This is a genomic window from Vibrio sp. 1288 (assembly GCF_033344475.1).
Genome location: NZ_JAWPOX010000014.1, coordinates 75,291 through 96,273 on the forward strand (window position 1 = coordinate 75,291; position 20,983 = coordinate 96,273).

Sequence of the window (20,983 nt, forward strand, 5' to 3'; positions counted from 1 at the left end):
CGCAATGAAGCGGAAGAGTTGAGAGAAAAGGTCTTCCATGAGTTGGCTTGAAAAGATTTTAGAGAAAAGCAATCTAGTAAGTTCACGCAAAGCTTCTATCCCAGAAGGTGTGTGGACTAAATGTACCTCTTGTGAACAGGTTTTATACCATGCTGAACTAGAGCGTAACTTAGAAGTTTGTCCAAAGTGTAACCATCACATGCGTATGAAAGCGCGTCGTCGTTTGGAAACATTTTTAGATGAAGGTAATCGAGTTGAATTAGGTTCTGAACTTGAGCCACAGGATAAACTGAAATTTAAAGATTCTAAGCGATACAAAGAGCGTATCTCTGCTGCACAAAAAAATAGCGGTGAGAAAGATGCGCTAGTTGTGATGCAGGGTGAATTGCTTGGTCTGCCGCTTGTGGCGTGTGCGTTTGAATTCTCCTTTATGGGTGGTTCAATGGGTTCAGTCGTTGGTGCTCGCTTTGTGAAAGCAGTGGATGCAGCCATTGAAAATAACTGTGCGCTTGTTTGTTTCTCAGCAAGTGGTGGTGCTCGTATGCAAGAGGCTTTAATGTCTCTTATGCAAATGGCAAAAACCAGTGCTGCGCTTGAGCGTTTATCAGAAAAAGGTCTGCCGTTTATTTCTGTTCTAACTGACCCTACAATGGGTGGTGTATCAGCAAGTTTGGCTATGTTGGGTGATATCAACATCGGTGAACCTAAGGCCCTCATTGGCTTTGCTGGTCGTCGTGTAATCGAGCAAACTGTACGTGAAGATCTTCCTGAAGGTTTCCAGCGTAGTGAGTTCCTACTTGATCACGGTGCTATTGATATGATCGTTGACCGTCGTGAAATGCGTCAGCGTGTGGGTGGTCTTATCGCTAAGATGACTAACCACAAGTCTCCTTTGGTGGTTTCGGTTAACGAATCTCCAAATGAAGAGCCATATTCTGTACCAGAAGCGGACGAAAAAGGGTAAAGTATCAACTAACATAAAAACCAAAGAATTTAATGGTTAAAGTTAGATGACCCAAAACCCAATTCCTCAAGCCACATCTTCATTAGAGATGTGGCTTGATTATTTAGCAAATATTCATTCCTCAGCAATTGATCTAGGCTTAGACCGTGTCCAAGCGGTAGCAAACAAAGCCAATCTTACCAAACCAGCTCCAACCGTAATCACCGTTGCCGGAACCAATGGCAAAGGCTCAACGTGTGCGTTAATGGAAGCCATTTTACATGATGCTGGCTATTCAGTCGGTGTTTATAGTTCTCCGCACCTGATTCGTTACAACGAGCGTGTACGCATTAATGGCGTTGACGTTGTAGATGCCAAGCACTGTGAAGCATTCGATTATGTAGAAAAGCAGCGTGGTGATGTTAGCCTTAGCCTCTTTGAATTCGGTACGCTTGCTGCGCTACGTATTTTCCAAGTAGAGAAAGTTGATGTTGTCTTACTTGAAGTAGGACTTGGCGGCCGTCTAGACGCCACTAACGTTGTTGACCATGATGTTTCTGTTATTACGAGCTTAGCGATCGATCATGTGGATTGGCTTGGTGATGACATCAATGTTATTGGTTTTGAAAAAGCGGGCATTTACCGTTCAGGGAAGCCAGCAATTTGTGGTCAACCGACGCCACCAGCGACCGTGGCGGCTCATGCTGACGATATTGGTTCTGAGTTCTTCCAAGTAGGTATTCAGTACGATTACCAACTAACTGATAATGGTTGGAAATGGAGCAGTGGGGCATTTGAGTTAGAGGATTTACCAATCCCATCGCTACCATTACAAAATGCAGCCACTGCACTGATGGCACTAGGGGCTTCGGAATTGCAAATCACTGACATAAATATTGTCAATGGCTTGAATAATGCTCGTTTGGCGGGGCGTATGCAAGTACTGCATCACGAACCTGAAATAGTCCTTGATGTCGCTCATAACCCGCACTCTGCTGAGTATTTGGTAGAAAGAGTGAAGCAACAATATCTGGGTAAGAATATCCATATTGTGGTTGCAATGCTGCATGACAAGGACATTAAAGCAACCATTGAAGCGCTAACTCCAGTTGCAACACAATGGTATCCAGCGTCGCTTACTGGACCGAGAGCGGCGACCGCTGATGAATTGTGCCAATACTTACCTGATGGGCAAGTTCATTTTGAAAACCCTGTTGACGCCTTCGAGAGTGCGAGAAGCCACGCAAAGGCAGGAGACGTTATTCTGGTGGTTGGCTCATTCCATACCGTCGGAGAGGTATTGGAACATTGGCAATCAAATAATAAATAAGCAAAGGTATTTTGATGGCAAGTAAATTCCAAAGTCGTTTAGTCGGCACCATCATTCTAGTCGCAGTCGGAGTCATTGTTCTTCCCGATGTGCTAGATGGTAAGAAACTGCACTACAAAGAAGAATTTGCCAGTATTCCTATCAAACCAGAACTTGATAGTGATGTGGAAAACTTCGAAATATTAGAGCCGGTGGAAGACGACATTACGTTACCGGATTCTCCGGTTGAAGCTGTAGTGCAAGAACGTGAGGATGCTCAAGTAGCCGTTTCTGAGCCCGAGCCAGTGCCAACATCTAAACCTGAGGTCATCAAACAACCAGAGCAAGTTGAGGTCGTCACTCGTCCTGTTCAAGAGAAAAATCAATATGAAGATTCAGCTTGGATCATTCAGTTGATGGCACTTAAGAATCACGAAAATGCTGTCGCGCTTGTCGCGGATTTGCAAAAGCGTGGTTATCAAGCTCACACAAAGAAAGAAAACGAGTTTACGAGAGTGATTGTTGGCCCTGATGTGTCAAAAAGTAAACTTGAACGACAAGTTCAAGAATTACAAAAAATTACAGGTTCAAAAGGTCAATTGCTTAAATTTAAGCCATTAAATCCATAAGAAAACGTTTGCGTCAGCATTTTTTCTGTTAAAATGCGCGCCAACTTAAGATGAAGAAAAGATGAATTGGATAGATTTTATCATTTTAGGTGTGATCGGATTTTCAGCTCTGATCAGTTTAGTTCGCGGTTTTGCTAAAGAAGCTTTGTCTTTGGTGATTTGGTTCGGAGCGTTTTTTATCTCCAGTAATTACTATGCCAAATTGGCGGTGTACTTCACCAACATCGAAGATGATATGTTTCGTAACGGAGCGGCGATTGCGGCGTTATTTGTCGCAACCTTGGTAGTTGGTGCAGTGGTGAATTACGTCATTGGTCAACTGGTACAAAAAACAGGGCTATCAGGTACGGACCGAATTCTCGGGATTGTATTTGGTGGTCTACGCGGAGTCTTAATTGTTTCTGCGGTGCTGTTTTTTATGGATGCGTTTACTGCATTCCCAAGCTCGGATTGGTGGAAAGATTCACAGTTGATCCCTGAGTTCAGCCGTATCATCGCCCCATTCTTCGAGCATTTACAAGCAACATCAAGTTTTCTGTCTGGCACTATCTAGTAGTGCCAGCTACTGTCGCAAATCGAGGATTAGGACATGTGTGGTATTGTTGGAATCGTGGGCACAACGCCTGTAAACCAGTCTATTTATGACGCGTTAACGGTGTTACAGCATCGTGGCCAAGATGCCGCTGGTATTTGTACCATAGAAAGCAATCGTTTTCGTCTACGTAAGGCGAACGGTTTAGTCAAGGATGTATTTGAAGCAAGACACATGCAACGCCTGCAAGGCGAGGTCGGAATTGGTCATGTTCGTTACCCTACAGCAGGCAGTTCAAGCGCTTCAGAAGCTCAACCTTTCTACGTAAACTCTCCTTTCGGTATTACACTTGCCCACAACGGTAACTTGACTAACGCTAACGAAGTTCGTCAGAAGCTGTTTGAAAAAGATCGCCGTCATATCAATACCACTTCAGACTCTGAAGTATTACTAAATGTACTGGCGCACGAAATTGACTCAGTAAAAGGAAATGTCACGACCGAAGACGTATTCCGCGCAGTCACCAATGTTCATCGCACAATTCGCGGTGCTTATGCTGTGACAGCTATGATCATTGGTCATGGTATGATTGCATTTCGTGACCCACACGGTATTCGCCCGCTGTGTTTAGGTAAGCGTGAAGTTAACGGCAGAGCAGAGTACATGGTTGCGTCTGAATCGGTGGCATTGGATGCGGTCGGTTTTGATTTCGTCCGTGATGTTGCACCTGGGGAAGCGATTTACGCAACGTTTGACGGTGAGCTTTACACGAAGCAGTGTGCAGATAATCCTAAGCTTAACCCTTGTATTTTCGAGTTCGTGTACTTTGCTCGTCCGGATTCGTTCATCGATAAAATTTCGGTATACAGCGCTCGCGTTGAAATGGGTAAAAAGCTGGGCGAACGTATTCGTGAAGATTATGCAAACCTTGATATCGATGTTGTCATTCCTATCCCTGAAACGTCTTGCGACATTGCACTGCAAATCGCTCAAGCGATCGATATCCCTTATCGCCAGGGTTTCGTGAAAAACCGTTATGTTGGACGTACGTTTATCATGCCTGGCCAGCAACAACGTAAGAAATCAGTACGTCGCAAGTTGAATGCTATTCGTTCGGAATTCAAAGGTAAGAACGTGTTGCTGGTGGATGACTCTATTGTTCGTGGTACAACGTCAGAGCAGATTATTGAGATGGCTCGTGATTCTGGTGCCAAGAAAGTGTACATGGTCTCAGCGGCCCCTGAAGTTCGTTTCCCGAACGTATATGGCATTGATATGCCAAGTGCTACAGAGCTTATTGCCCATGGCCGTGACAACGATACAATTTGTAAGCAGATTGGTGCCGATGCGCTTATTTATCAACGCCTAGAAGATTTGGTAGAAGCTGTAGGTCTTGGAAATCAAGACATTACTCAGTTCGATACTTCCGTGTTTAACGGCGAATACGTAACGGGTGATATTGACCAACAATACCTAGATTTTTTAGATGGTCTTCGTAATGATGATGCGAAAACACAACTTGAAATCCAACAGGATTTAGCAAATCTAGAGCTTCATAACGAAGGCGCATAGGATGCGCTTTCTTAAGTCGTAAAAAAACCAGAGCTTTGGCTCTGGTTTTTTGTTTTCGCTATCTAGTTAGTGAATGTTATAAGCGATCACAAAGTCAATAAAGAGGCGAACTTTCTCTGGCAGGTGGTCTTTGTGGTTGTAAAGCATATAAATGTCGCGCGGGTTTGCACTCCAATCTGGCAGTACGCGTACCAAATCGCCGCTCTCGATGTACTCTTTGATCATGACATCTGGCATTAGTGTGATGCCTAAACCTTCGGAACAAGCACTGCGCACCACATTGAGCGCGTTTGCTTGAAAACGACCACGGTCAACATTCACCACAGACTCGCCTTTGCTATTAATCAAGGTCCACTTAATAAGCGGGTACCCTTTTAGCAATGAATGGTTAGAGAGCTCTTCTGCATGATGTGGCGCAGGATTCGAGGTTAGATAGTCAGGGCTTGCAACGAGAATATCCTTCACTTCGCCAATCTTACGCGCGATGAGGCTAGAGTCGCGTTGAGGTCCCACTCGAAAAATTACATCCCATTCAGTAGGGTCAAGCTTGTCCGCATTATTCTCTGTCGTTAGCTCAATGTTGATGTCCGGGTACTGCTTCATAAAGCTGTTGAACATCGGCATCATCATTCGTTTAGTTAAGTTGTAAGGCGCGGATATCTTAATCTTGCCGGATGCTCCTCGGCAGTCGTCAGTGATTTCCTCTGCTGCGGTTGTTAGCCTTTGTAGTAAAGGAGAGCACTCATGGTAAAAACGTTCCCCTGCTTCAGTGAGCGAAAGTTTGCGAGCATGACGGTTCAATAGTCGAAGATTGACAGAGTCTTCTAGCGCTTGAATGCGTCGGGTGATGGTCGCAACCGGGATCATGGTTTTTCGCGAAGTTGCGGTGTAGCTCCCATTTTCGACAACCAGTCGAAACAGGTTTAAGTCATCTAATTTCATATTTCCAGACACATTAAATTACCGATTACGGTTAATTTATAATTAACTTTGTGATCAAAGCTTGCTTTAAGTCAACATGTTGCATCATTTGAACACAGCAACCCTGTTTGAGTAAATACTGTTATACGCCGTAATATTTGTATTAATGCAGTTTCCGAGCTAAGTTTTATAACAAGGTAAAGCGGCCTCAGGTCTTGCTGTGACACGTTTTGCTGGAAGTAAACACAACAAAAATAATGACTTAATAATAAATCTGTTTTTTTGACTGAGCTTTGTGAGGGATAAAGGTATGTTTAAGACTCACAGTCAAACGGCAATGGTCTCGGCACAGGAAGTGATTAATCAAAAACTAATAATGTTGGTGGACGATGATCCAATATTTCGTAAAGTAACCAATGCCTATTTAGAAAGTCAGGGTTTTAAAGTAGTAGAAGCAGAAAACGGCCTAGAAGCGCTTCAACAACTCAGGGAATGCCAACCCGATCTTATCTTATGTGATTTATCGATGCCGGTCTTAGATGGTATCGAGTTCGTCGAAGAAGTTAGTCTCGAATACCCATATATGCCGCTTATCGTGGTATCAGGCACGGATGAAATGTCCGATGTCGCGAAAGCGTTGCGATTTGGTATTAAAGATTTTCTTCCTAAACCGATAGGTAATTATGAGCACCTATCTCAGGCGATAGAGAATACGCTAGAAGATACCGATAGCCACTTCTCAGAACAACGTGACTTTTCAAGTCAGTGGTTCAGGGTTGATGATGGTGGTGAAATCCCAGATGAACAAGAGCTGTATTGGCATCTGGAATATTTACAACAGAATCCGAGTGCGGCAAGAGATTTACTGCAAGCTCTATTGCCAGAAAAGGATGCTGCTCAGGGAGATTGGCGCTGCTCGTACCGTTTATTGCAATCGACGGATGTGATGCCCTTGGTTTTCGATTATCGTTGGTTAATGAATGGTCAATTTGCGTTTTATCTAGTTGATTCTGCTTCCCAAGCTAATGATGGAGTTGCGACGACATTGCTCGTTAGGGCATTGTTTGACGACTATCTCCGTAACTTGAAAAGTTTCAGTGCTGATCTCAAGGACATGGTAGGGATCATTGAAAAAGGAATTGAGTGTTCGGAGTGTGCGGGTGCAGTCAATGCTGTGTTTGGTGTCGCCGACCTCGCTTCATCCTCGGTCTCTATATTGCCTGCGGGTTTAGATAGCCATTGGTCTGACGGAAATACGAATCAACACATCGCAGCAGGTAACCGTTTAGGGGGAGGAAGTATGAAAAACTTCATCACCCGCGATTTACCGCTTAGTGTTGCAGGACAGTTATCTATCGGGTGTTTAGGTTCTTCAAGTTTTAGTTTAAGTATTACCCGGAAATCCCGACTAGTATAATTATGACTTGCAAACCAATAAGCAGCGTCCTTACGCTGCTTATTATCTTTTTAGAACCACCAACACAACATACGTTTAGTTTAATAACCTTACTTTTTACTGGTGTTTAGATTTGGCTGTTTAATGTATAGTCAGCGCTTAAAACAATAATGACCCATTTGTGCAACGATAATTTAACGCTGTGCCTTGGGAGAAGCAAAGTCAACTAGTGAGAAGACACATCATGGCAGACAAAGATTTTAAAGAGCCTTATAATATTTTTTACTTTTTAGGTTTTATTGCAGTTCTTTTGATCCCAACACTTCCTGCAACGCTAACCTGGCTTCGTGTAATGAATGGTTACGCAGGCTTTTAATCTAGCTATTTTGTACCGGAGTTCACCATTCGTATTAAGCGTTACTTTTTCAATACTGTTGGTGGACTCTGTATTGTGCTCGGCATAGCCGGCATAGCCCTTCCACTGTTACCCACCACACCTTTTATTTTGCTTGCTAGCGCATGTTTTATGCGTGGTAGCCCCGCATTTCATCAATGGTTACATAACCACAAAACGTTTGGACCCATTCTCGACAATTGGCATAAGCATCGGGCTGTTACTTCAAAAGTAAAAAAGCGTGGTGCGATTTTTATTGCGCTTAGTTTCATGGTTTCAATCGTTGTTGTCCCCCTCGTTTGGGTAAAAATTGGTCTTTTAGTGATGCTAACCGTTTTACTCAGCTGGTTTATGCGTCTGCCTGTGATTGAGTTGGTTGCTGACCGAGAAGAAAATCACTAAGATTGTAGAGAATAGTGTGCCCGCTCTTCGAGTGGGCGTTTGTATTTTCAGCGCCTGTGACTTTTACGAAAATAAGCACATAGTGGTGAAAACCTATTGTTCGTTGCCCTCGTGATACTGCGATTAGAGAGGGCGATGAGCCAATCTAAGTAAATCGGTATTATGACTACAGAAACAATTTCACTGATCAAATCTAGCATCAAAAGCATCCAAGACTACCCAAAGCCAGGCATTCTATTTCGTGATGTGACGAGCCTTCTTGAAGACGCGAAAGCATACCAAGCGACGATCAACTTACTTGTTGAACGTTACAAAGATATGGGCTTTACCAAGGTTGTGGGTACGGAAGCCCGTGGCTTTCTATTTGGCGCGCCTTTAGCGCTTGAGCTAGGTGTTGGTTTTGTACCAGTGCGTAAACCAGGCAAGCTACCACGCCCTACTGTTGCTCAATCTTATGAGCTTGAATACGGCGTTGATACACTAGAAATCCATACAGATGCCATCGTTGAAGGCGACAAAGTACTGGTTGTCGACGATTTATTGGCAACGGGCGGTACTATTGAAGCGACGACTAAGCTGATTCGCCAACTGGGTGGTGAAGTTGAGCACGCTGCGTTCGTTATCAACCTACCAGAAATCGGTGGCGATAAACGTTTAGAAGCACTAGGTCTAAACGTGTACAGCATCTGCGATTTTGAAGGACATTAATACATTCAATGAGTTATTTAGCTTTAGCGCGAAAATGGCGTCCTAATCAGTTTGACCAAGTTGTCGGACAAAAACATGTCCTGACGGCGTTGGAAAACGCACTGGCGCAAAACCGTTTACACCATGCTTATCTGTTCAGCGGGACTCGTGGTGTGGGTAAAACGAGTATCGGTAGGCTGTTTGCCAAAGGCTTGAACTGCGAAACCGGCATTACCGCGACACCTTGTGGTAAGTGTGATACTTGTCGTGAAATTGATGAAGGTCGCTTTGTCGATCTTCTTGAAATCGACGCAGCATCACGTACTAAAGTTGAAGACACTCGTGAACTGTTAGACAACGTTCAATACAAACCTGCTCGTGGACGTTTTAAAGTGTACCTCATCGATGAGGTGCACATGCTATCGCGTCACTCTTTCAATGCGTTGTTGAAAACCCTGGAAGAGCCGCCAGAGTATGTGAAGTTCTTACTCGCAACAACTGATCCACAAAAGCTGCCTGTCACTATATTGTCGCGTTGTCTTCAGTTTCATCTGAAACCAATCAGCGTTGATGATATTCACCAGCAACTTGATTACATCCTAGGTCAAGAGCAAGTTTCAGCAGAGCCAAAAGCGTTGGGTATGATCTCACATGCTGCAGATGGCAGTATGCGTGATGCTCTCAGCTTGACTGATCAAGCAATAGCTTTAGGTAACGGTGCGGTGCAAGCCGATATTGTCAGCCACATGTTGGGGACGATTGATACCGACCAAGCGATTCACTTACTAGAGTCAATCAGCAGCAAGAAACCTCAACAAGCTATGGATAAAATCCAACAATTAGCGGCAAATGGTGTTGAGTGGGATGGTTTGTTGCAGCAAGTCGCAACACAGCTTCATCGAATTGCGATGTATCAAGCGTTGCCCGCGTCGTTAGACCGAGCACAACCAGATGCAGAGAAAATTGAGCTGTTGAGTAAAGCTCTAAGCCCGCAAGACGTTCAGCTTTACTATCAAATTGCATTGAAAGGTCGTGAAGATTTGACCCTCTCGCCAAATGGGCGAGTCGGTCTGGAAATGATTGTGCTGCGTATGATGGCGTTCCGCCCATCAAGTAACAGTGGGGCAAATGTTGTTTCCAGTAACTGCGAATCAGCTTCAGCCCCAGTTCAAAGTGCCAGTCAATCAAAGACTGCACCAGCTCAGACAGTAGCAGCTCCTCGAGCTCAGCAGCCGAGTCCAGCACAAAGCTCACCACAAGTGGCGCCTCAACCTTCATCCAATTCACAACCTGAGTATCAAGCGAGTGGATATGAGAGGGTTCCGCCACAGTATGATATGGCGCCGCCGATGAGCGAAAACCCTGCACCGCAGCATGAAACGCCACCTCAACAAGTGCAAGAGAGCGTTTCAACACCGGCGCGCGGTGGTCTAAGCGGTTTACGTCACCAATTACGTTCTCAGCGTCAAGGCCTACAACAGAACACTCCTCAAAATGGTGGCTCAAAAAAGCCTAAAGCGGCATCTGCACAACCAGAATCGGTTATCGACCGAGTAGCGCAATTGCATGGCAATTCCGCGCAGGTGTCGCCAAACTCAGCTCCGAAGTCGACGGAGCCACAAGTTGAGGAAGCGTATCGCTGGCGTCCAAGCAAGCCTGTTGAGACAAAAGTAAATACAAAACTGACACCTACGCAGCTCAAGCAGGCACTTGAGCATGAGAAAACGCCTGAAATGGCACAAAAGCTCATCGATGAGTCATTAGAACATAATGAATGGGCGAAGCTCATCAGCTTAATGGAGATCCCTAAGCTGGTAGAGCAACTTGCGCTAAACTCTCATTATAGTAAGCAAGGAACAACCGTTTCGTTACTATTGAGAAGCAGCCAAGCTCATTTGAATACTGATAGAGCTCAAGCCGAATTGCTCAAAGCACTTAATACCGTGTTAGGTGAAGAGTGCCACATGAGCATCGAAATAGGGGAGAGTGGAGAAACACCACTTGAACTGAGAGATAGGCTCTACCAAGAGAAATTACAGCAAGCGCTGAACAGTTTAGAAAACGATCCAAATGTTCAATTTATTGAACGTCGTTTTGCTGCAGAGCTTGATAAAGATAGTGTGCGCCCTATCTAATAATCGAATGGAATGGGGTTGAAAACCCAAAGGTATAACCCCATTAATTGATGCAACACCTCATTAAACCAGAGAGATAAACATGTTTGGTAAAGGCGGTATGGGCAACCTAATGAAGCAAGCCCAGCAAATGCAAGATCGCATGCAAAAGCTTCAAGAAGAAATCGCGAATATGGAAGTAACTGGCGAGTCTGGTGCTGGCCTAGTTAAAGTTACTATCACTGGTAGTCACAGCGTACGTCGTGTTGACATCGATGAAAGTTTGATGGAAGACGACAAAGAAATGCTTGAAGATCTGATCGCTGCGGCGTTCAACGATGCAGCCCGTCGTGTTGAAGAAACTCAAAAAGAGAAAATGGCTTCTGTAACTGGCGGTATGCAACTACCACCAGGTATGAAAATGCCATTCTAATCTGCTGATATTTAATTAAGCGGACTTTTAATGCGTACCAGTCATATGCTGGAACAATTGATGGAGGCCTTACGTTGTCTACCTGGGGTTGGCCCCAAGTCAGCGCAGCGTATGGCCTTTCATTTGTTACAGCGCGATAGAAAAGGCGGTTTGCAGCTTGCAGATGCGCTTAGTCAGGCAATGACAGAAATAGGTCATTGTACTGAGTGTCGAACCTTCACCGAAGAAGAAGTCTGTCACATTTGTACCAACCCAAAACGCCAAGAAAATGGTCAAATTTGTGTGGTAGAAAGCCCGGCAGACATCGCAGCCGTTGAAGCAACAGGCCAATATTCTGGTCGGTATTTTGTTCTTATGGGGCATTTGTCGCCATTAGATGGTATTGGTCCAAGTGATATTGGATTGGATGTCCTTGATTACCGCTTACGTCGCGGTGATATTACCGAAGTGATTTTGGCGACAAACCCAACAGTTGAAGGTGAAGCCACTGCCCATTACATCGCAGAGCTATGTAAAGAGCACCAAGTTGATGCCAGCCGCATCGCGCATGGTGTGCCTGTCGGTGGGGAGCTAGAGCTTGTTGATGGCACGACGTTGTCACATTCGCTATTAGGTCGACACAGAATTTAATAAAAAGCCGCTGAACTCAGCGGCTTTTTTGATCTTGGGAGTTGTGAACGATTAATCGTTCGATTCTTCACTAAGAAGGTTTTTGTAGATAACCGCACCAAGCACGCCACCCACAATAGGCGCAACCCAGAACAGCCATAGCTGAGAAACCGCCCAGTCACCCACATATACTGCGACTGCCGTGCTACGAGCAGGGTTTACTGACGTATTGGTGACAGGAATGCTGATCAGGTGAATGAGAGTCAAACACAGGCCAATTGCGATAGGTGCAAAGCCTTGTGGCGCACGTTTGTCTGTTGCACCCATAATGACAATCAGGAACATCATCGTCATGACAACTTCAGTCACAAGTGCAGCGATCATCGAGTATTGGCCTGGAGAGTGTTCACCATAACCATTGGCGGCAAAGCCAGAACCCACAACATCGAATCCTGCTTGTCCAGATGCAATAACGTAAAGCACGCCACCTGCGATAAGCCCGCCGATCACCTGTGAGATGATGTAGGGAGCAACGTCTTTTGTCTCAAAACGACCGCCAGCCCAAAGGCCAACTGTCACTGCAGGGTTCAAGTGACAACCTGAAATATGACCGATAGCAAATGCCATCGTCAGAACGGTTAAACCGAATGCCAAAGAAACGCCCAACAGACCAATACCCACTTCAGGGAAACCCGCAGCCAACACCGCGCTACCACAGCCGCCTAACACTAGCCAGAACGTGCCAAAAGCCTCAGCCAAATACTTATTCATGTTCTTTCCTGATCTTTAATTAAATGACCCGCTGAACATAGTCGAGAATTGTCAATAAATTGTGAGGGAGATCGCGCGAAAACTGCAAATGGAACGCTATGTCGCAAGAGTTCTCAAGGGTGAGATAAAAGGCTGAGGGGGGGAGTGCTAAATCTTGAGTTTGCTTTGATTACTGCCTCGGAGAGAAACAACCGAGGTACTAACTTTAAACGTGTGGTCTAGAGTCGCGTTACGTCAATTGTTCTAATTCGGTGATGTTGTCGAGTGCTTCTTGATTGGTGTTGCCGCATACAATCGGACACGGTTTAAAATCGTGACAGACTTTAGGGCGTTCAGGCTTACCAAATAGCTTGCACAAATTGTCGTCGTTGAGTTGCACACAACGAACACCTGCAGGTTTGCCCTTGGGCATTCCAGGTATTGGTGAAGAGATACTTGGCGCAATACAGCACGCTCCACATCCTAATCGACAATCCATAATGTAAACCTCTTAAAAAATTAAGGGGGCAATTATGGTCATTTTGACGTGGATTGGAAGAGTGAAGAAAGAAAAAAATAAAAGGGCGCGCTTAACATTACGCTCCCTTTTTGGTTTTTTGCTTTTAAATCATCGTGCTTATTTTAAGAAACGGTTATAAACAAACAACAGAATAAATGCGCCTAGTGTTGCGGTAATGATACTACCAATGTTGACGCCAGTTGCTCCGCCGAAACCGAGAATGCCGCCAAGGAAGCCACCTACAAATGCCCCTGCAATACCAAGTAACATTGTTGCAATCCAACCGCCCCCATCTTTTCCTGGCATGAGCCATTTAGCAAGTACGCCGGCGATTAAGCCCAAAATAATCCAAGAAATAATACCCATGAAAACTCCTTAATGCCTTCTTGATCAATTGAGTAATGGAAACTTGTTTAAGGATAGAACAGTAAAACGAAAGTAGTTGAATATCTCCACCGTTATGTGGGAAGGATGCAAGATCTTCTCAAAACTTGAACTTTTGCGTTGAGAAGAGTATAAATCGCCCCCTAAATTCCCTTGGTGAGACCTGAAGTATGAGCACTCCATTTTGGCAAAGTAAATCGTTAGAGCAGATGACAGAAGAGGAATGGGAATCTCTCTGTGATGGTTGTGGCAAATGTTGTTTGCATAAGCTGATGGATGAAGATACTGATGAAATCTACTATACCAATGTGGCCTGTAGCTGGCTGAACAGTAAAACGTGTTCGTGTAAGGATTACCCAAACCGTTTCACTTCGGGTGAAGAGTGCACCAAGCTGACCCGAGAAGACATCGACGATTTTACTTGGCTGCCACACACGTGCGCTTACCGTCTGTTGGCTGAAAAGCAGCCTTTACCAGAATGGCATCCGTTGATTACAGGCTCTAAGTCCGCAATGCATGCGGCAGGGGAAAGTGTCCGTAACAAAGTTGTTTACGAGATTGATGTGGTGGATTGGGAAGACCATATTTTAAATCATCCTAACCGTCCTTAGTCGAATACAAACAAGCCTTTCATTGATTAAATGAAAGGCTTGTTTACTATTGGGGCTCCCAACTTTGACGTCTCGCTAACGAAATGCTGCTCAGTTTATTATTTAGTGTTGTAAACTTAGGAGTATGATTTCAACGCTTTACACTTCTATTCCTGATTGTTTTGATCAGGACTGTTCCCTATGAGGTAAACATGACGTTTCATTTCCCCCAGAAACTACGCCTGACATCTTGGGTGACATTATTCGCACTTGCCGTCATTATGTTCTCCCCAATGGCTGTTCATGCGACTGCTACTGACGATATCCAAGAGCCTTCTGCTGCCGAAATCTCGATTGACAACTTGAACCGAGAGATTGTGGATTTATCCCAAAGCCTCTCGCAAGCGAGTGGCGACGAGCGTGATGCCCTTCAACTGCAACTATTCCAAAAGAATGAAGAATTAAGAAGCCAGTTAGCGTCAGCGATTGAACGTGAAACTATCTCTCGCGACAAGCTGATCTTGCTAGTTAAAAAACAAGAACAATACTCTGAGGACGCGACGAACTATCTATCGGAAAAAATAAAGAAAGTCGTCGAGGATTTAAATAAGGCTAAGGATGAAGAGAAGCTTGCTCTTGTTAATGATTATCGAGAGCTACAGCGTTATCTTGATGTTAGCTTCGATTCGAGCTGGCAAAATCTCGCTTGGTTGAAGGAGCTAGGGGCCCAAAACGAGCGCGCAGAAGCGGAACTAAAAGATAAAATTGATAAACGTATGCGCTTACTGTCTGCTTCAATTGAGTACTTGAGTCAGCAAAGTGAGATCATTGGCTCCCAACTTTCGTCTAGCCCAGAGTCGGAAAAAGCGTCGTTGCAACTTAGTCAGCTCATTACTAAACAAAGGCTAAATATTGCGACAGAAAGCTTACGCAACCTGATTTCAATTGGTGATAAAGTCGGTTTAGAAACGTCTGAATACAAACGCCAAATTTTTGAAGTGACGGGTAATATCACCCATGATTTACTGAATACCAAAGTTGTGTGGTCAATACTGAGTCACTGGTCCAACTCGGCACTGGATTGGTTTGCCGAGAATGCACCGCAGCATATCTTCCAGTTGTTTGTTTTTGCGCTGATTTTATTGATCGCTCGCGGACTGGCTAAGTTAACTCGCAAAGTCGTCCGTAAAGCAGTTGCATCGAAAAACTTAAAACTTTCCCACTTGATGCAGGACTTCTTTATCTCGATGTCCGGCAAATTCGTGTGGGTGATCGGTATCATGGTGGGCTTATCTCAGCTTGGTTTGAACCTAGCGCCAATCCTAACCGGTTTCGGTATTGCTGGTGTGATTATTGGTTTCGCGTTGCAAGACACGTTATCCAACTTCGCGGCGGGTATGATGCTGCTTATTTATCGCCCATTTGATGTTGGTGATTTTGTGTATGCTGGCGGTGTGGATGGCAAGGTAAGCCATATGAGTTTGGTGAACACCACAATCCGTACGTTTGATAACCAAATTATTATTGTGCCTAACAGCAAAATCTGGGGAGATGTTATTAAGAACGTCACGCATGAACGCATTCGCCGCGTGGATATGGTGTTTAGCATTGGCTATGCGGATGACCTCTTAAAAGCGGAGTCAGTATTGTCTGATATCATTACCTCTCACCCTTCGGTACTTCGCACTCCAGAGCCAATGATCAAAGTTCATACATTAAATACGTCTTCTGTAGATTTTATTGTGCGTCCTTGGGTAAAAACGGATGATTACTGGGATGTATACTGGGATGTGACAAAAGAGGTTAAACTACGCTTCGACCGAGAAGGTATTTCGATTCCTTTCCCACAACAAGATGTGCATTTGCATATGGTGGAGAAGCAAGACGCTTAATCACAGGTCCCAACTAGTGAAAGGCACTCTAGATAGAGTGCCTTTTTTGATCTTCGGTTAGCGCTATAGTTACAGTTCGTCGAAGAACACCAGTTTCGGCTCGCATTCTAACAAGTTGTCGATCTGGCTAATCAAAAGAGCAAAGTGTTCTGTTTTACCATGAAGCTCAAATGCTTGTTGGTTTTTAAATTGCTCCTGAAAAACGAAGTGGCATGTATTGTCTTTATCTTGGAACAATTGATAACGAACGCAACCTTCTTCATTGCGAGTAGGTTCAAGCGCTCGGGTAAGTACCTCTTTCAACTCTTGTTCTTTTCCCGGTTGTGCATGAAAGGTAGCCGTCAAGTGAATCATAATGTTTACTCTTTTTGTTATAGGTAACGCCCTTGGCGTTGCAGGAACTCAATTTTGTAACCATCAGGGTCGGTTACAAAAAAGAACGTTGCTAAATGCTTTTGTTGATGGTCAAAGGCTTTGATGTCACCAGTTTCAATGCCGAGAGATTTAATGCGTTTGTGGGCTTGTTCAATGTCCTCCACGCTGACGGCAAGGTGGCCGTAACCTGAGCCGTGAGTGTAGGGCTCACTTTGGTCGTGATTGTGCGTCAGTTCCAATTCAAAGCCAGTTTCTTGGTTGGCTAGATAGGTTAGAGAAAAGCCATCAAAGATGTATTGATCAGCGACTTCTAGTTCAAGTACGTCACAGTAAAATTGTAGAGAGCGGTCCAGATCACTTACTCGGATCATGGTGTGAATCATTTTTGTCATAGGTACTCCTTGATAGTCCGCACAGGTTAGCGATTTCAAAAGGAGTCTGGGTAGTACTCTAGTACGACAAATTAGAAGATGCTCAAGGGTTTATAATACGGATGCATAGCCTAGGATGGTTATTGCTCGGTTGGTTGCTATTAACTGTTAAGTTGCGCAAGTGCTTGACGAGTGGTCTCTTGAGGTTGGCGGGCGTAAGTGAGGCAAGCGCATCGAAGTAAGGAGGCAAAGTTGTTCACTTTACCATTGTATTCGAGTGCTTCTTGATAAACAGTGCTTATGAATTTAGGAACCGTCATGTTTTGAGCACTAGCGATTTCCTCAAGAATTGTCCAAAAGCTCGCTTCAAGTTTTACACTGGTCGCGTGACCATCAATACGGATAGAGCGGGAGATGAACTGATAGTTGTCTTGGGGTTGCTTAGCAAAGATTTCGCACATTTTCTTTATTCATATAATTAAAGACCCATAATTATTGTGGTGTACGATTTAAAACGTCAACTGTTTTCATGCATAAAAAAACGCTCCCTTGCGAGAGCGTTGAAACATCACGAGTTGTGAAGTAAGTGCAAGTTGATTATTTAATTTGTTGCTTCAAGTACTCGCCTAGTTGCGAGTGGTGCATGATTTTTGATACCGGAAGGATAGTTTCTGCAGGTCCCCAAGCAAATACGTTGACAGGAGTATGCGTATGAGTACCCGTCCCCCATACTGTGTTTTGCTTTGTTGCATGCTCACGCGCTAGCAAGTTGCCACGGTCGTTGTAAGGAAAGAAAGCATCAAAGTCATTGATTGTCGGTACGTTCTCTTCGCTTAAGTATTTGTGTCCAGCGAGTCGGTATGGATTTGGTTTACTTGCTAATACGCGTTCTGCTTGCTCAGGCGTAATCGAAAAATCGCTATTTGCGTTCACGACTTCCGCAAACTTCTCTGGAGTTTGCTCTTTCTTATCAAGCGCTTGGAACTCACTGATCATGCCGTAGTAACTTTTCTTTTGGTTGTATAAACCATCGAGGATCTCGAACTGACCAAAGTTGAAGTTTGGCGCGTAATCCTGATTTTTGAATGCTTCGCCGTCGCGTTTTTGTGGTTTAGGCAAGTTTGCTGATGAGTAGCTAAAGCCAAAAGAGCCGGTTTCGTGGTCAGCAGTAACAATGATCAGAGTGTCATCACGGCCTTTTGCCCACTCATAAACTGAGTTTACCGCTTCATCGAATTTAAGCATTTCATGCAGCATCGTACCTGCATCGTTACTGTGGCCAGCCCAGTCAATTTGGCCGCCTTCAACCATCAAGAAAAAACCGTCTTTGTCTTTTGAAAGAATGTCGATTGCTTTGGTGGTCATTTCTTTCAGCGATGGCTGCGTGCGTTTTGGATCGTTTTTGCTTTGACTGTAGGCAATACCATCGTTCATGCCCGAGTAAGCAAAAAGTCCAAGTAATTTGTCACCTTTAGCTTGTGTGAGCATATCGCGGCTGAAAGCAAGGTTGTAACCTTGGTCTTGCGCCTCAGTAAGCAAGTTGCGCTCATCTTTACGTTTCGACTTTAGGTAGACATTACCTTCAGTGAGCTTTTCAAGTTGCTCGTATGTCTCTCCCTTGTCGTTTGTCGACTTTGGAATCCAATGACGAAGTCCCCCAGACATCATCACGTCTACGCCTGTTTCGAGCATATCCGCCGCAATACTGTTTTCTAGGGAGCGATGTGGTTGATGAGCGGCAAATGCTGCTGGCGTTGCGTGGGTCATACGCGTATCAGAGACGAGCCCAGTTGCTTTACCTTTACTTTTGGCTTTTTCCAAAATAGTTTCGACATGGTTGCCTTGGCTATCAATGCCAATGACTTCAGAAGCGGTAGGGATTCCTGTCGCTAGCATCGTAGCTGAGCACGCAGAGTCGACGACAATTGCGTCTTCTGGATTGGTTAGTGATGATCCAATCACACCTTCTTGAGCGAGTTTGTATAACGCTGTGCTTTCGCCTTTGTAAACCGAGTTAGGTGCGTGTTTTGCGTAGGTCTCGAGTAAACCAACTTGTTGAGGACCCATGCCGTCGCCGATCATCAAAATGACGTTTTTGATTTCAGCTGAGAGTGCGTTGAAAGAGAGGGTAGATGCAGCCACTGCCGTAACGATTGGAGATACTAAGCGCTTCATTATATTTTCCTTGTTTATTGAAAGCGCAGGCATTAAAGCAATGATTTATGAAAGTTTTGTGTCGGTAATAAAAGTTTAACCAAATTGTCGTTTTTGTTTGGTTTTGCAGAAAAAATGAGTCGCTCTCTAACGTTCGTTAGTTTGGAAAGAAGTAAGCCCACAAACGTGGGCTTGGATTACGCTTAGGAGTTGAAAGCATGGACTAAAGTTATCCATTCAGTGCCTTCACAAGAAACCTAGTTTAGGGAGCAATAAACGAGCATATATTATCGGGCCACAAGAGCGGTCGAATTCACTTACGTTTGCATCATATCGTTCTTTGGCTTATTAAATTATGGGCTGCAGTAAGTGTTTGGTTCAAATAGGATTTGTTGTCGTGACGATTATCAGACTGGTTATCAGACTAATGCCAGTATGATGCCACCAACGGTAAGTGCCGCAGAAAGGTATTGACCCGCAGAATATGAGCCATCCTCTTCTTTCTCAATTTTATCGGGGTGATCCATGCCAAGCGCACCATGTGTGAAAGATTCGACCTTTTCACCAACAGATTTATCTTCTGCTTCTATTTTTTTGCTGTCGTGCTCGATTTGTTGCAGAGCGGCAAGTAGCGCTTTGCCTTCGGTCGAAAGCGTCACCTTATTGTGTTCGACTTTCAGCGGCGAAGCACTAGTTTCTTCTTGTGCAATACTTGCTTGTTTAGAGGCGACAGGTTGTTTGGCATAGCTATTAACAGAAGTGCTTCCTACTGGATTCATCGAATACTCCTTGGAACATCGACACTCGGTCACTGAGTGCGGGTAAAAAGCAGTTATATTTTTATCGGCGGCAAAGTTTATTTCTGAAGCTATTTGGATAAAAACAGGTCTGCTTTTGCCGCTTCTAGTTTCTATTGGTGATCATTAGCAAAAAATAGACCAGCAGGAAGCAGACCCTTGTCACTCTATGAACTCGAAGCGGTGTGATGATGCAACGCAACGGCAAGGTAGTAACTTAAATTGAAGACCAGCTACTTACATTGAAGATCGTTATTGCGTTTAGTTAGATGTTGATATGCCGCCATGCGGTGAGCATCTTGTACATACCGTACTGGTGGTGCGAGAACCTCTAACTGATAGTCTGTATTATCAGAAAGCACGTTATCTGTTGGGCTAATTACAACCACTTTTAAGCTCGGGTTGCGGCTTAAGATTGATGCTGCCGTACCCAACCCTTGCTCGGTGTGAAACTTGCCCGCAACATGGACAATCTGAGCGCCTGGGTTGTCGTCTAGATAGCTAACGATAGATTCCGCCATAGTTTCATCCCAAGTAACTTGAGCTGCAAACTGTTTTTCCGTCTGCTCTGGCTTACCGTGATGCATGGATGCCATGAACTTTTCTTTGTACGGACTACTACCAGTGTTGATGGCTTGTGCAATGAACATCCGCTGATCATCATCGAGCTTGTTAATGTAATCTAGCCCTTGTCGACCAATGCATCGGACAATGCTCTTTGGTGCATTTGCTGCAATGACCGGGAGATTTTTCTGCTTAGCAAACTCCACGAGAGGGCGATAGTCGCTTTCATAATTGGGCCAAGCGTTGGCTTGTTTCATTAAGTACTGTTCGCCGATCTCCCCACGTAGGTAAGCGTCAACAACAGGTTGTTTGTCGCGGGTAAATTGTTCCATAGATAACGCGAGTGAGCGGTCGTAGGACGTAAGTTGTTTGAGCATATCGGTTTGAAAGCGATGAATGCCGGCGTGTGTGTGCCATTCACCAATAAGAATGACATCTGCTTGTTGCAGCTCAATTGGCAGTTTGCTTAGAGCGATGTGCTCGCCAGAAGGGGTGTATAGTTGGTAGTCGTAAAAACTAGTGACTTCCGCTGAGGTTGCGTGAGAGTTGGTGTGCGTATATGAAGAGCAACCAGTAAGTAAGCCTGCAAAGAGCAAGCTCAAAGTAGAAAAGCGCATTGAAAAGCCTCCAAAAATGTCCGGATGA

The 20,983-nt window shown here is 44.6% G+C and carries 24 protein-coding genes; 14 read left to right on the forward strand and 10 right to left on the reverse strand.

Going from position 1 to position 20,983, the window contains the following annotated elements; translation table 11 throughout:
• The first annotated feature begins 37 nt into the window (after window positions 1-37).
• The 5 genes from accD (at window position 38) to purF (ending at window position 4,985) form a co-directional block, all read left to right on the forward strand.
• Complete coding sequence (accD, locus tag R8O11_RS12475; RefSeq protein ID WP_005380583.1) at window positions 38-964, forward strand: acetyl-CoA carboxylase, carboxyltransferase subunit beta; 927 nt, start codon at window positions 38-40, stop codon at window positions 962-964.
• A 46-nt stretch (window positions 965-1,010) separates the two neighbouring features.
• Window positions 1,011-2,273 carry a bifunctional tetrahydrofolate synthase/dihydrofolate synthase gene (gene folC / locus R8O11_RS12480; protein WP_318194191.1) on the forward strand — a complete coding sequence of 421 codons (1,263 nt, stop codon included), beginning with the start codon at window positions 1,011-1,013 and terminating at the stop codon, window positions 2,271-2,273.
• Window positions 2,274-2,287: 14 nt separating this feature from the next.
• Window positions 2,288-2,881: an SPOR domain-containing protein gene (locus R8O11_RS12485; RefSeq protein WP_005380588.1), complete on the forward strand. Its 594-nt coding sequence runs from the start codon at window positions 2,288-2,290 to the stop codon at window positions 2,879-2,881.
• 61 nt (window positions 2,882-2,942) lie between these two features.
• Window positions 2,943-3,434, forward strand: a complete 492-nt coding sequence (locus tag R8O11_RS12490) for a CvpA family protein (protein ID WP_005380590.1) — start codon at window positions 2,943-2,945, stop codon at window positions 3,432-3,434.
• A 36-nt stretch (window positions 3,435-3,470) separates the two neighbouring features.
• Window positions 3,471-4,985 carry an amidophosphoribosyltransferase gene (gene purF / locus R8O11_RS12495; RefSeq protein WP_005380592.1) on the forward strand — a complete coding sequence of 505 codons (1,515 nt, stop codon included), beginning with the start codon at window positions 3,471-3,473 and terminating at the stop codon, window positions 4,983-4,985.
• Window positions 4,986-5,051: 66 nt separating this feature from the next.
• Here the strand turns inward: purF and R8O11_RS12500 are convergent, their stop codons facing one another.
• On the reverse strand, window positions 5,052-5,927 hold the full coding sequence (locus tag R8O11_RS12500; protein ID WP_005384959.1) for a LysR family transcriptional regulator: 876 nt from the start codon (window positions 5,925-5,927) through the stop codon (window positions 5,052-5,054).
• A 289-nt stretch (window positions 5,928-6,216) separates the two neighbouring features.
• Between R8O11_RS12500 and R8O11_RS12505 the strand changes: the two genes are divergently transcribed.
• The 7 genes from R8O11_RS12505 (at window position 6,217) to recR (ending at window position 11,962) form a co-directional block, all read left to right on the forward strand.
• Window positions 6,217-7,323 (forward strand): response regulator, encoded by a 1,107-nt coding sequence (locus tag R8O11_RS12505; RefSeq protein WP_005380606.1) that lies wholly within the window; start codon window positions 6,217-6,219, stop codon window positions 7,321-7,323.
• Between the two features lie 223 nt (window positions 7,324-7,546).
• A complete protein-coding gene (locus R8O11_RS12510) occupies window positions 7,547-7,678 on the forward strand; it encodes a hypothetical protein (RefSeq protein WP_005380608.1) in 132 nt (43 codons plus the stop codon).
• A 33-nt stretch (window positions 7,679-7,711) separates the two neighbouring features.
• On the forward strand, window positions 7,712-8,098 hold the full coding sequence (locus R8O11_RS12515; RefSeq protein ID WP_412035063.1) for a YbaN family protein: 387 nt from the start codon (window positions 7,712-7,714) through the stop codon (window positions 8,096-8,098).
• A gap of 162 nt (window positions 8,099-8,260) precedes the next feature.
• The gene (gene apt, locus R8O11_RS12520) at window positions 8,261-8,806 is read left to right on the forward strand and encodes an adenine phosphoribosyltransferase (protein WP_005380615.1); all 546 of its coding nucleotides are present in this window, start codon (window positions 8,261-8,263) and stop codon (window positions 8,804-8,806) included.
• An 8-nt stretch (window positions 8,807-8,814) separates the two neighbouring features.
• Window positions 8,815-10,920 carry a DNA polymerase III subunit gamma/tau gene (dnaX, locus tag R8O11_RS12525; protein ID WP_318194192.1) on the forward strand — a complete coding sequence of 702 codons (2,106 nt, stop codon included), beginning with the start codon at window positions 8,815-8,817 and terminating at the stop codon, window positions 10,918-10,920.
• An 82-nt stretch (window positions 10,921-11,002) separates the two neighbouring features.
• Window positions 11,003-11,332, forward strand: coding sequence for a YbaB/EbfC family nucleoid-associated protein (locus R8O11_RS12530; RefSeq protein WP_005380618.1), 330 nt, complete (start codon window positions 11,003-11,005; stop codon window positions 11,330-11,332).
• A gap of 30 nt (window positions 11,333-11,362) precedes the next feature.
• On the forward strand, window positions 11,363-11,962 hold the full coding sequence (recR, locus tag R8O11_RS12535) for a recombination mediator RecR (RefSeq protein WP_005380619.1): 600 nt from the start codon (window positions 11,363-11,365) through the stop codon (window positions 11,960-11,962).
• A 51-nt stretch (window positions 11,963-12,013) separates the two neighbouring features.
• On the opposite strand, the gene aqpZ is transcribed toward recR, so the two are convergent.
• The 3 genes from aqpZ to R8O11_RS12550 form a co-directional block, all read right to left on the reverse strand.
• Window positions 12,014-12,712: an aquaporin Z gene (aqpZ, locus tag R8O11_RS12540; RefSeq protein ID WP_053349564.1), complete on the reverse strand. Its 699-nt coding sequence runs from the start codon at window positions 12,710-12,712 to the stop codon at window positions 12,014-12,016.
• A 229-nt stretch (window positions 12,713-12,941) separates the two neighbouring features.
• Window positions 12,942-13,190, reverse strand: a complete 249-nt coding sequence (locus R8O11_RS12545; protein WP_017820793.1) for a YkgJ family cysteine cluster protein — start codon at window positions 13,188-13,190, stop codon at window positions 12,942-12,944.
• A gap of 138 nt (window positions 13,191-13,328) precedes the next feature.
• Window positions 13,329-13,577, reverse strand: coding sequence for a GlsB/YeaQ/YmgE family stress response membrane protein (locus tag R8O11_RS12550; RefSeq protein ID WP_318194193.1), 249 nt, complete (start codon window positions 13,575-13,577; stop codon window positions 13,329-13,331).
• A 188-nt stretch (window positions 13,578-13,765) separates the two neighbouring features.
• Here R8O11_RS12550 and R8O11_RS12555 point away from each other — a divergent pair, with 188 nt between their 5' ends.
• Both R8O11_RS12555 and R8O11_RS12560 read left to right on the forward strand, forming a co-directional pair.
• Window positions 13,766-14,206, forward strand: a complete 441-nt coding sequence (locus tag R8O11_RS12555; protein WP_005384948.1) for a YcgN family cysteine cluster protein — start codon at window positions 13,766-13,768, stop codon at window positions 14,204-14,206.
• 191 nt (window positions 14,207-14,397) lie between these two features.
• Window positions 14,398-16,077 (forward strand): mechanosensitive ion channel domain-containing protein, encoded by a 1,680-nt coding sequence (locus R8O11_RS12560; protein ID WP_318194194.1) that lies wholly within the window; start codon window positions 14,398-14,400, stop codon window positions 16,075-16,077.
• A 69-nt stretch (window positions 16,078-16,146) separates the two neighbouring features.
• On the opposite strand, the gene R8O11_RS12565 is transcribed toward R8O11_RS12560, so the two are convergent.
• The 6 genes from R8O11_RS12565 to R8O11_RS12590 form a co-directional block, all read right to left on the reverse strand.
• Window positions 16,147-16,431 (reverse strand): putative quinol monooxygenase, encoded by a 285-nt coding sequence (locus tag R8O11_RS12565; protein ID WP_005380684.1) that lies wholly within the window; start codon window positions 16,429-16,431, stop codon window positions 16,147-16,149.
• Between the two features lie 17 nt (window positions 16,432-16,448).
• Window positions 16,449-16,844, reverse strand: a complete 396-nt coding sequence (locus R8O11_RS12570; RefSeq protein ID WP_005380685.1) for a VOC family protein — start codon at window positions 16,842-16,844, stop codon at window positions 16,449-16,451.
• A 140-nt stretch (window positions 16,845-16,984) separates the two neighbouring features.
• Window positions 16,985-17,284, reverse strand: coding sequence for a ribbon-helix-helix domain-containing protein (locus tag R8O11_RS12575; protein ID WP_318194195.1), 300 nt, complete (start codon window positions 17,282-17,284; stop codon window positions 16,985-16,987).
• Window positions 17,285-17,420: 136 nt separating this feature from the next.
• On the reverse strand, window positions 17,421-18,998 hold the full coding sequence (locus R8O11_RS12580) for an alkaline phosphatase (RefSeq protein ID WP_025767190.1): 1,578 nt from the start codon (window positions 18,996-18,998) through the stop codon (window positions 17,421-17,423).
• A 398-nt stretch (window positions 18,999-19,396) separates the two neighbouring features.
• A complete protein-coding gene (locus R8O11_RS12585) occupies window positions 19,397-19,756 on the reverse strand; it encodes a hypothetical protein (RefSeq protein ID WP_053349598.1) in 360 nt (119 codons plus the stop codon).
• A gap of 251 nt (window positions 19,757-20,007) precedes the next feature.
• Complete coding sequence (locus tag R8O11_RS12590; protein ID WP_053349599.1) at window positions 20,008-20,955, reverse strand: ChaN family lipoprotein; 948 nt, start codon at window positions 20,953-20,955, stop codon at window positions 20,008-20,010.
• Between the last annotated feature and the right edge of the window lie 28 nt (window positions 20,956-20,983).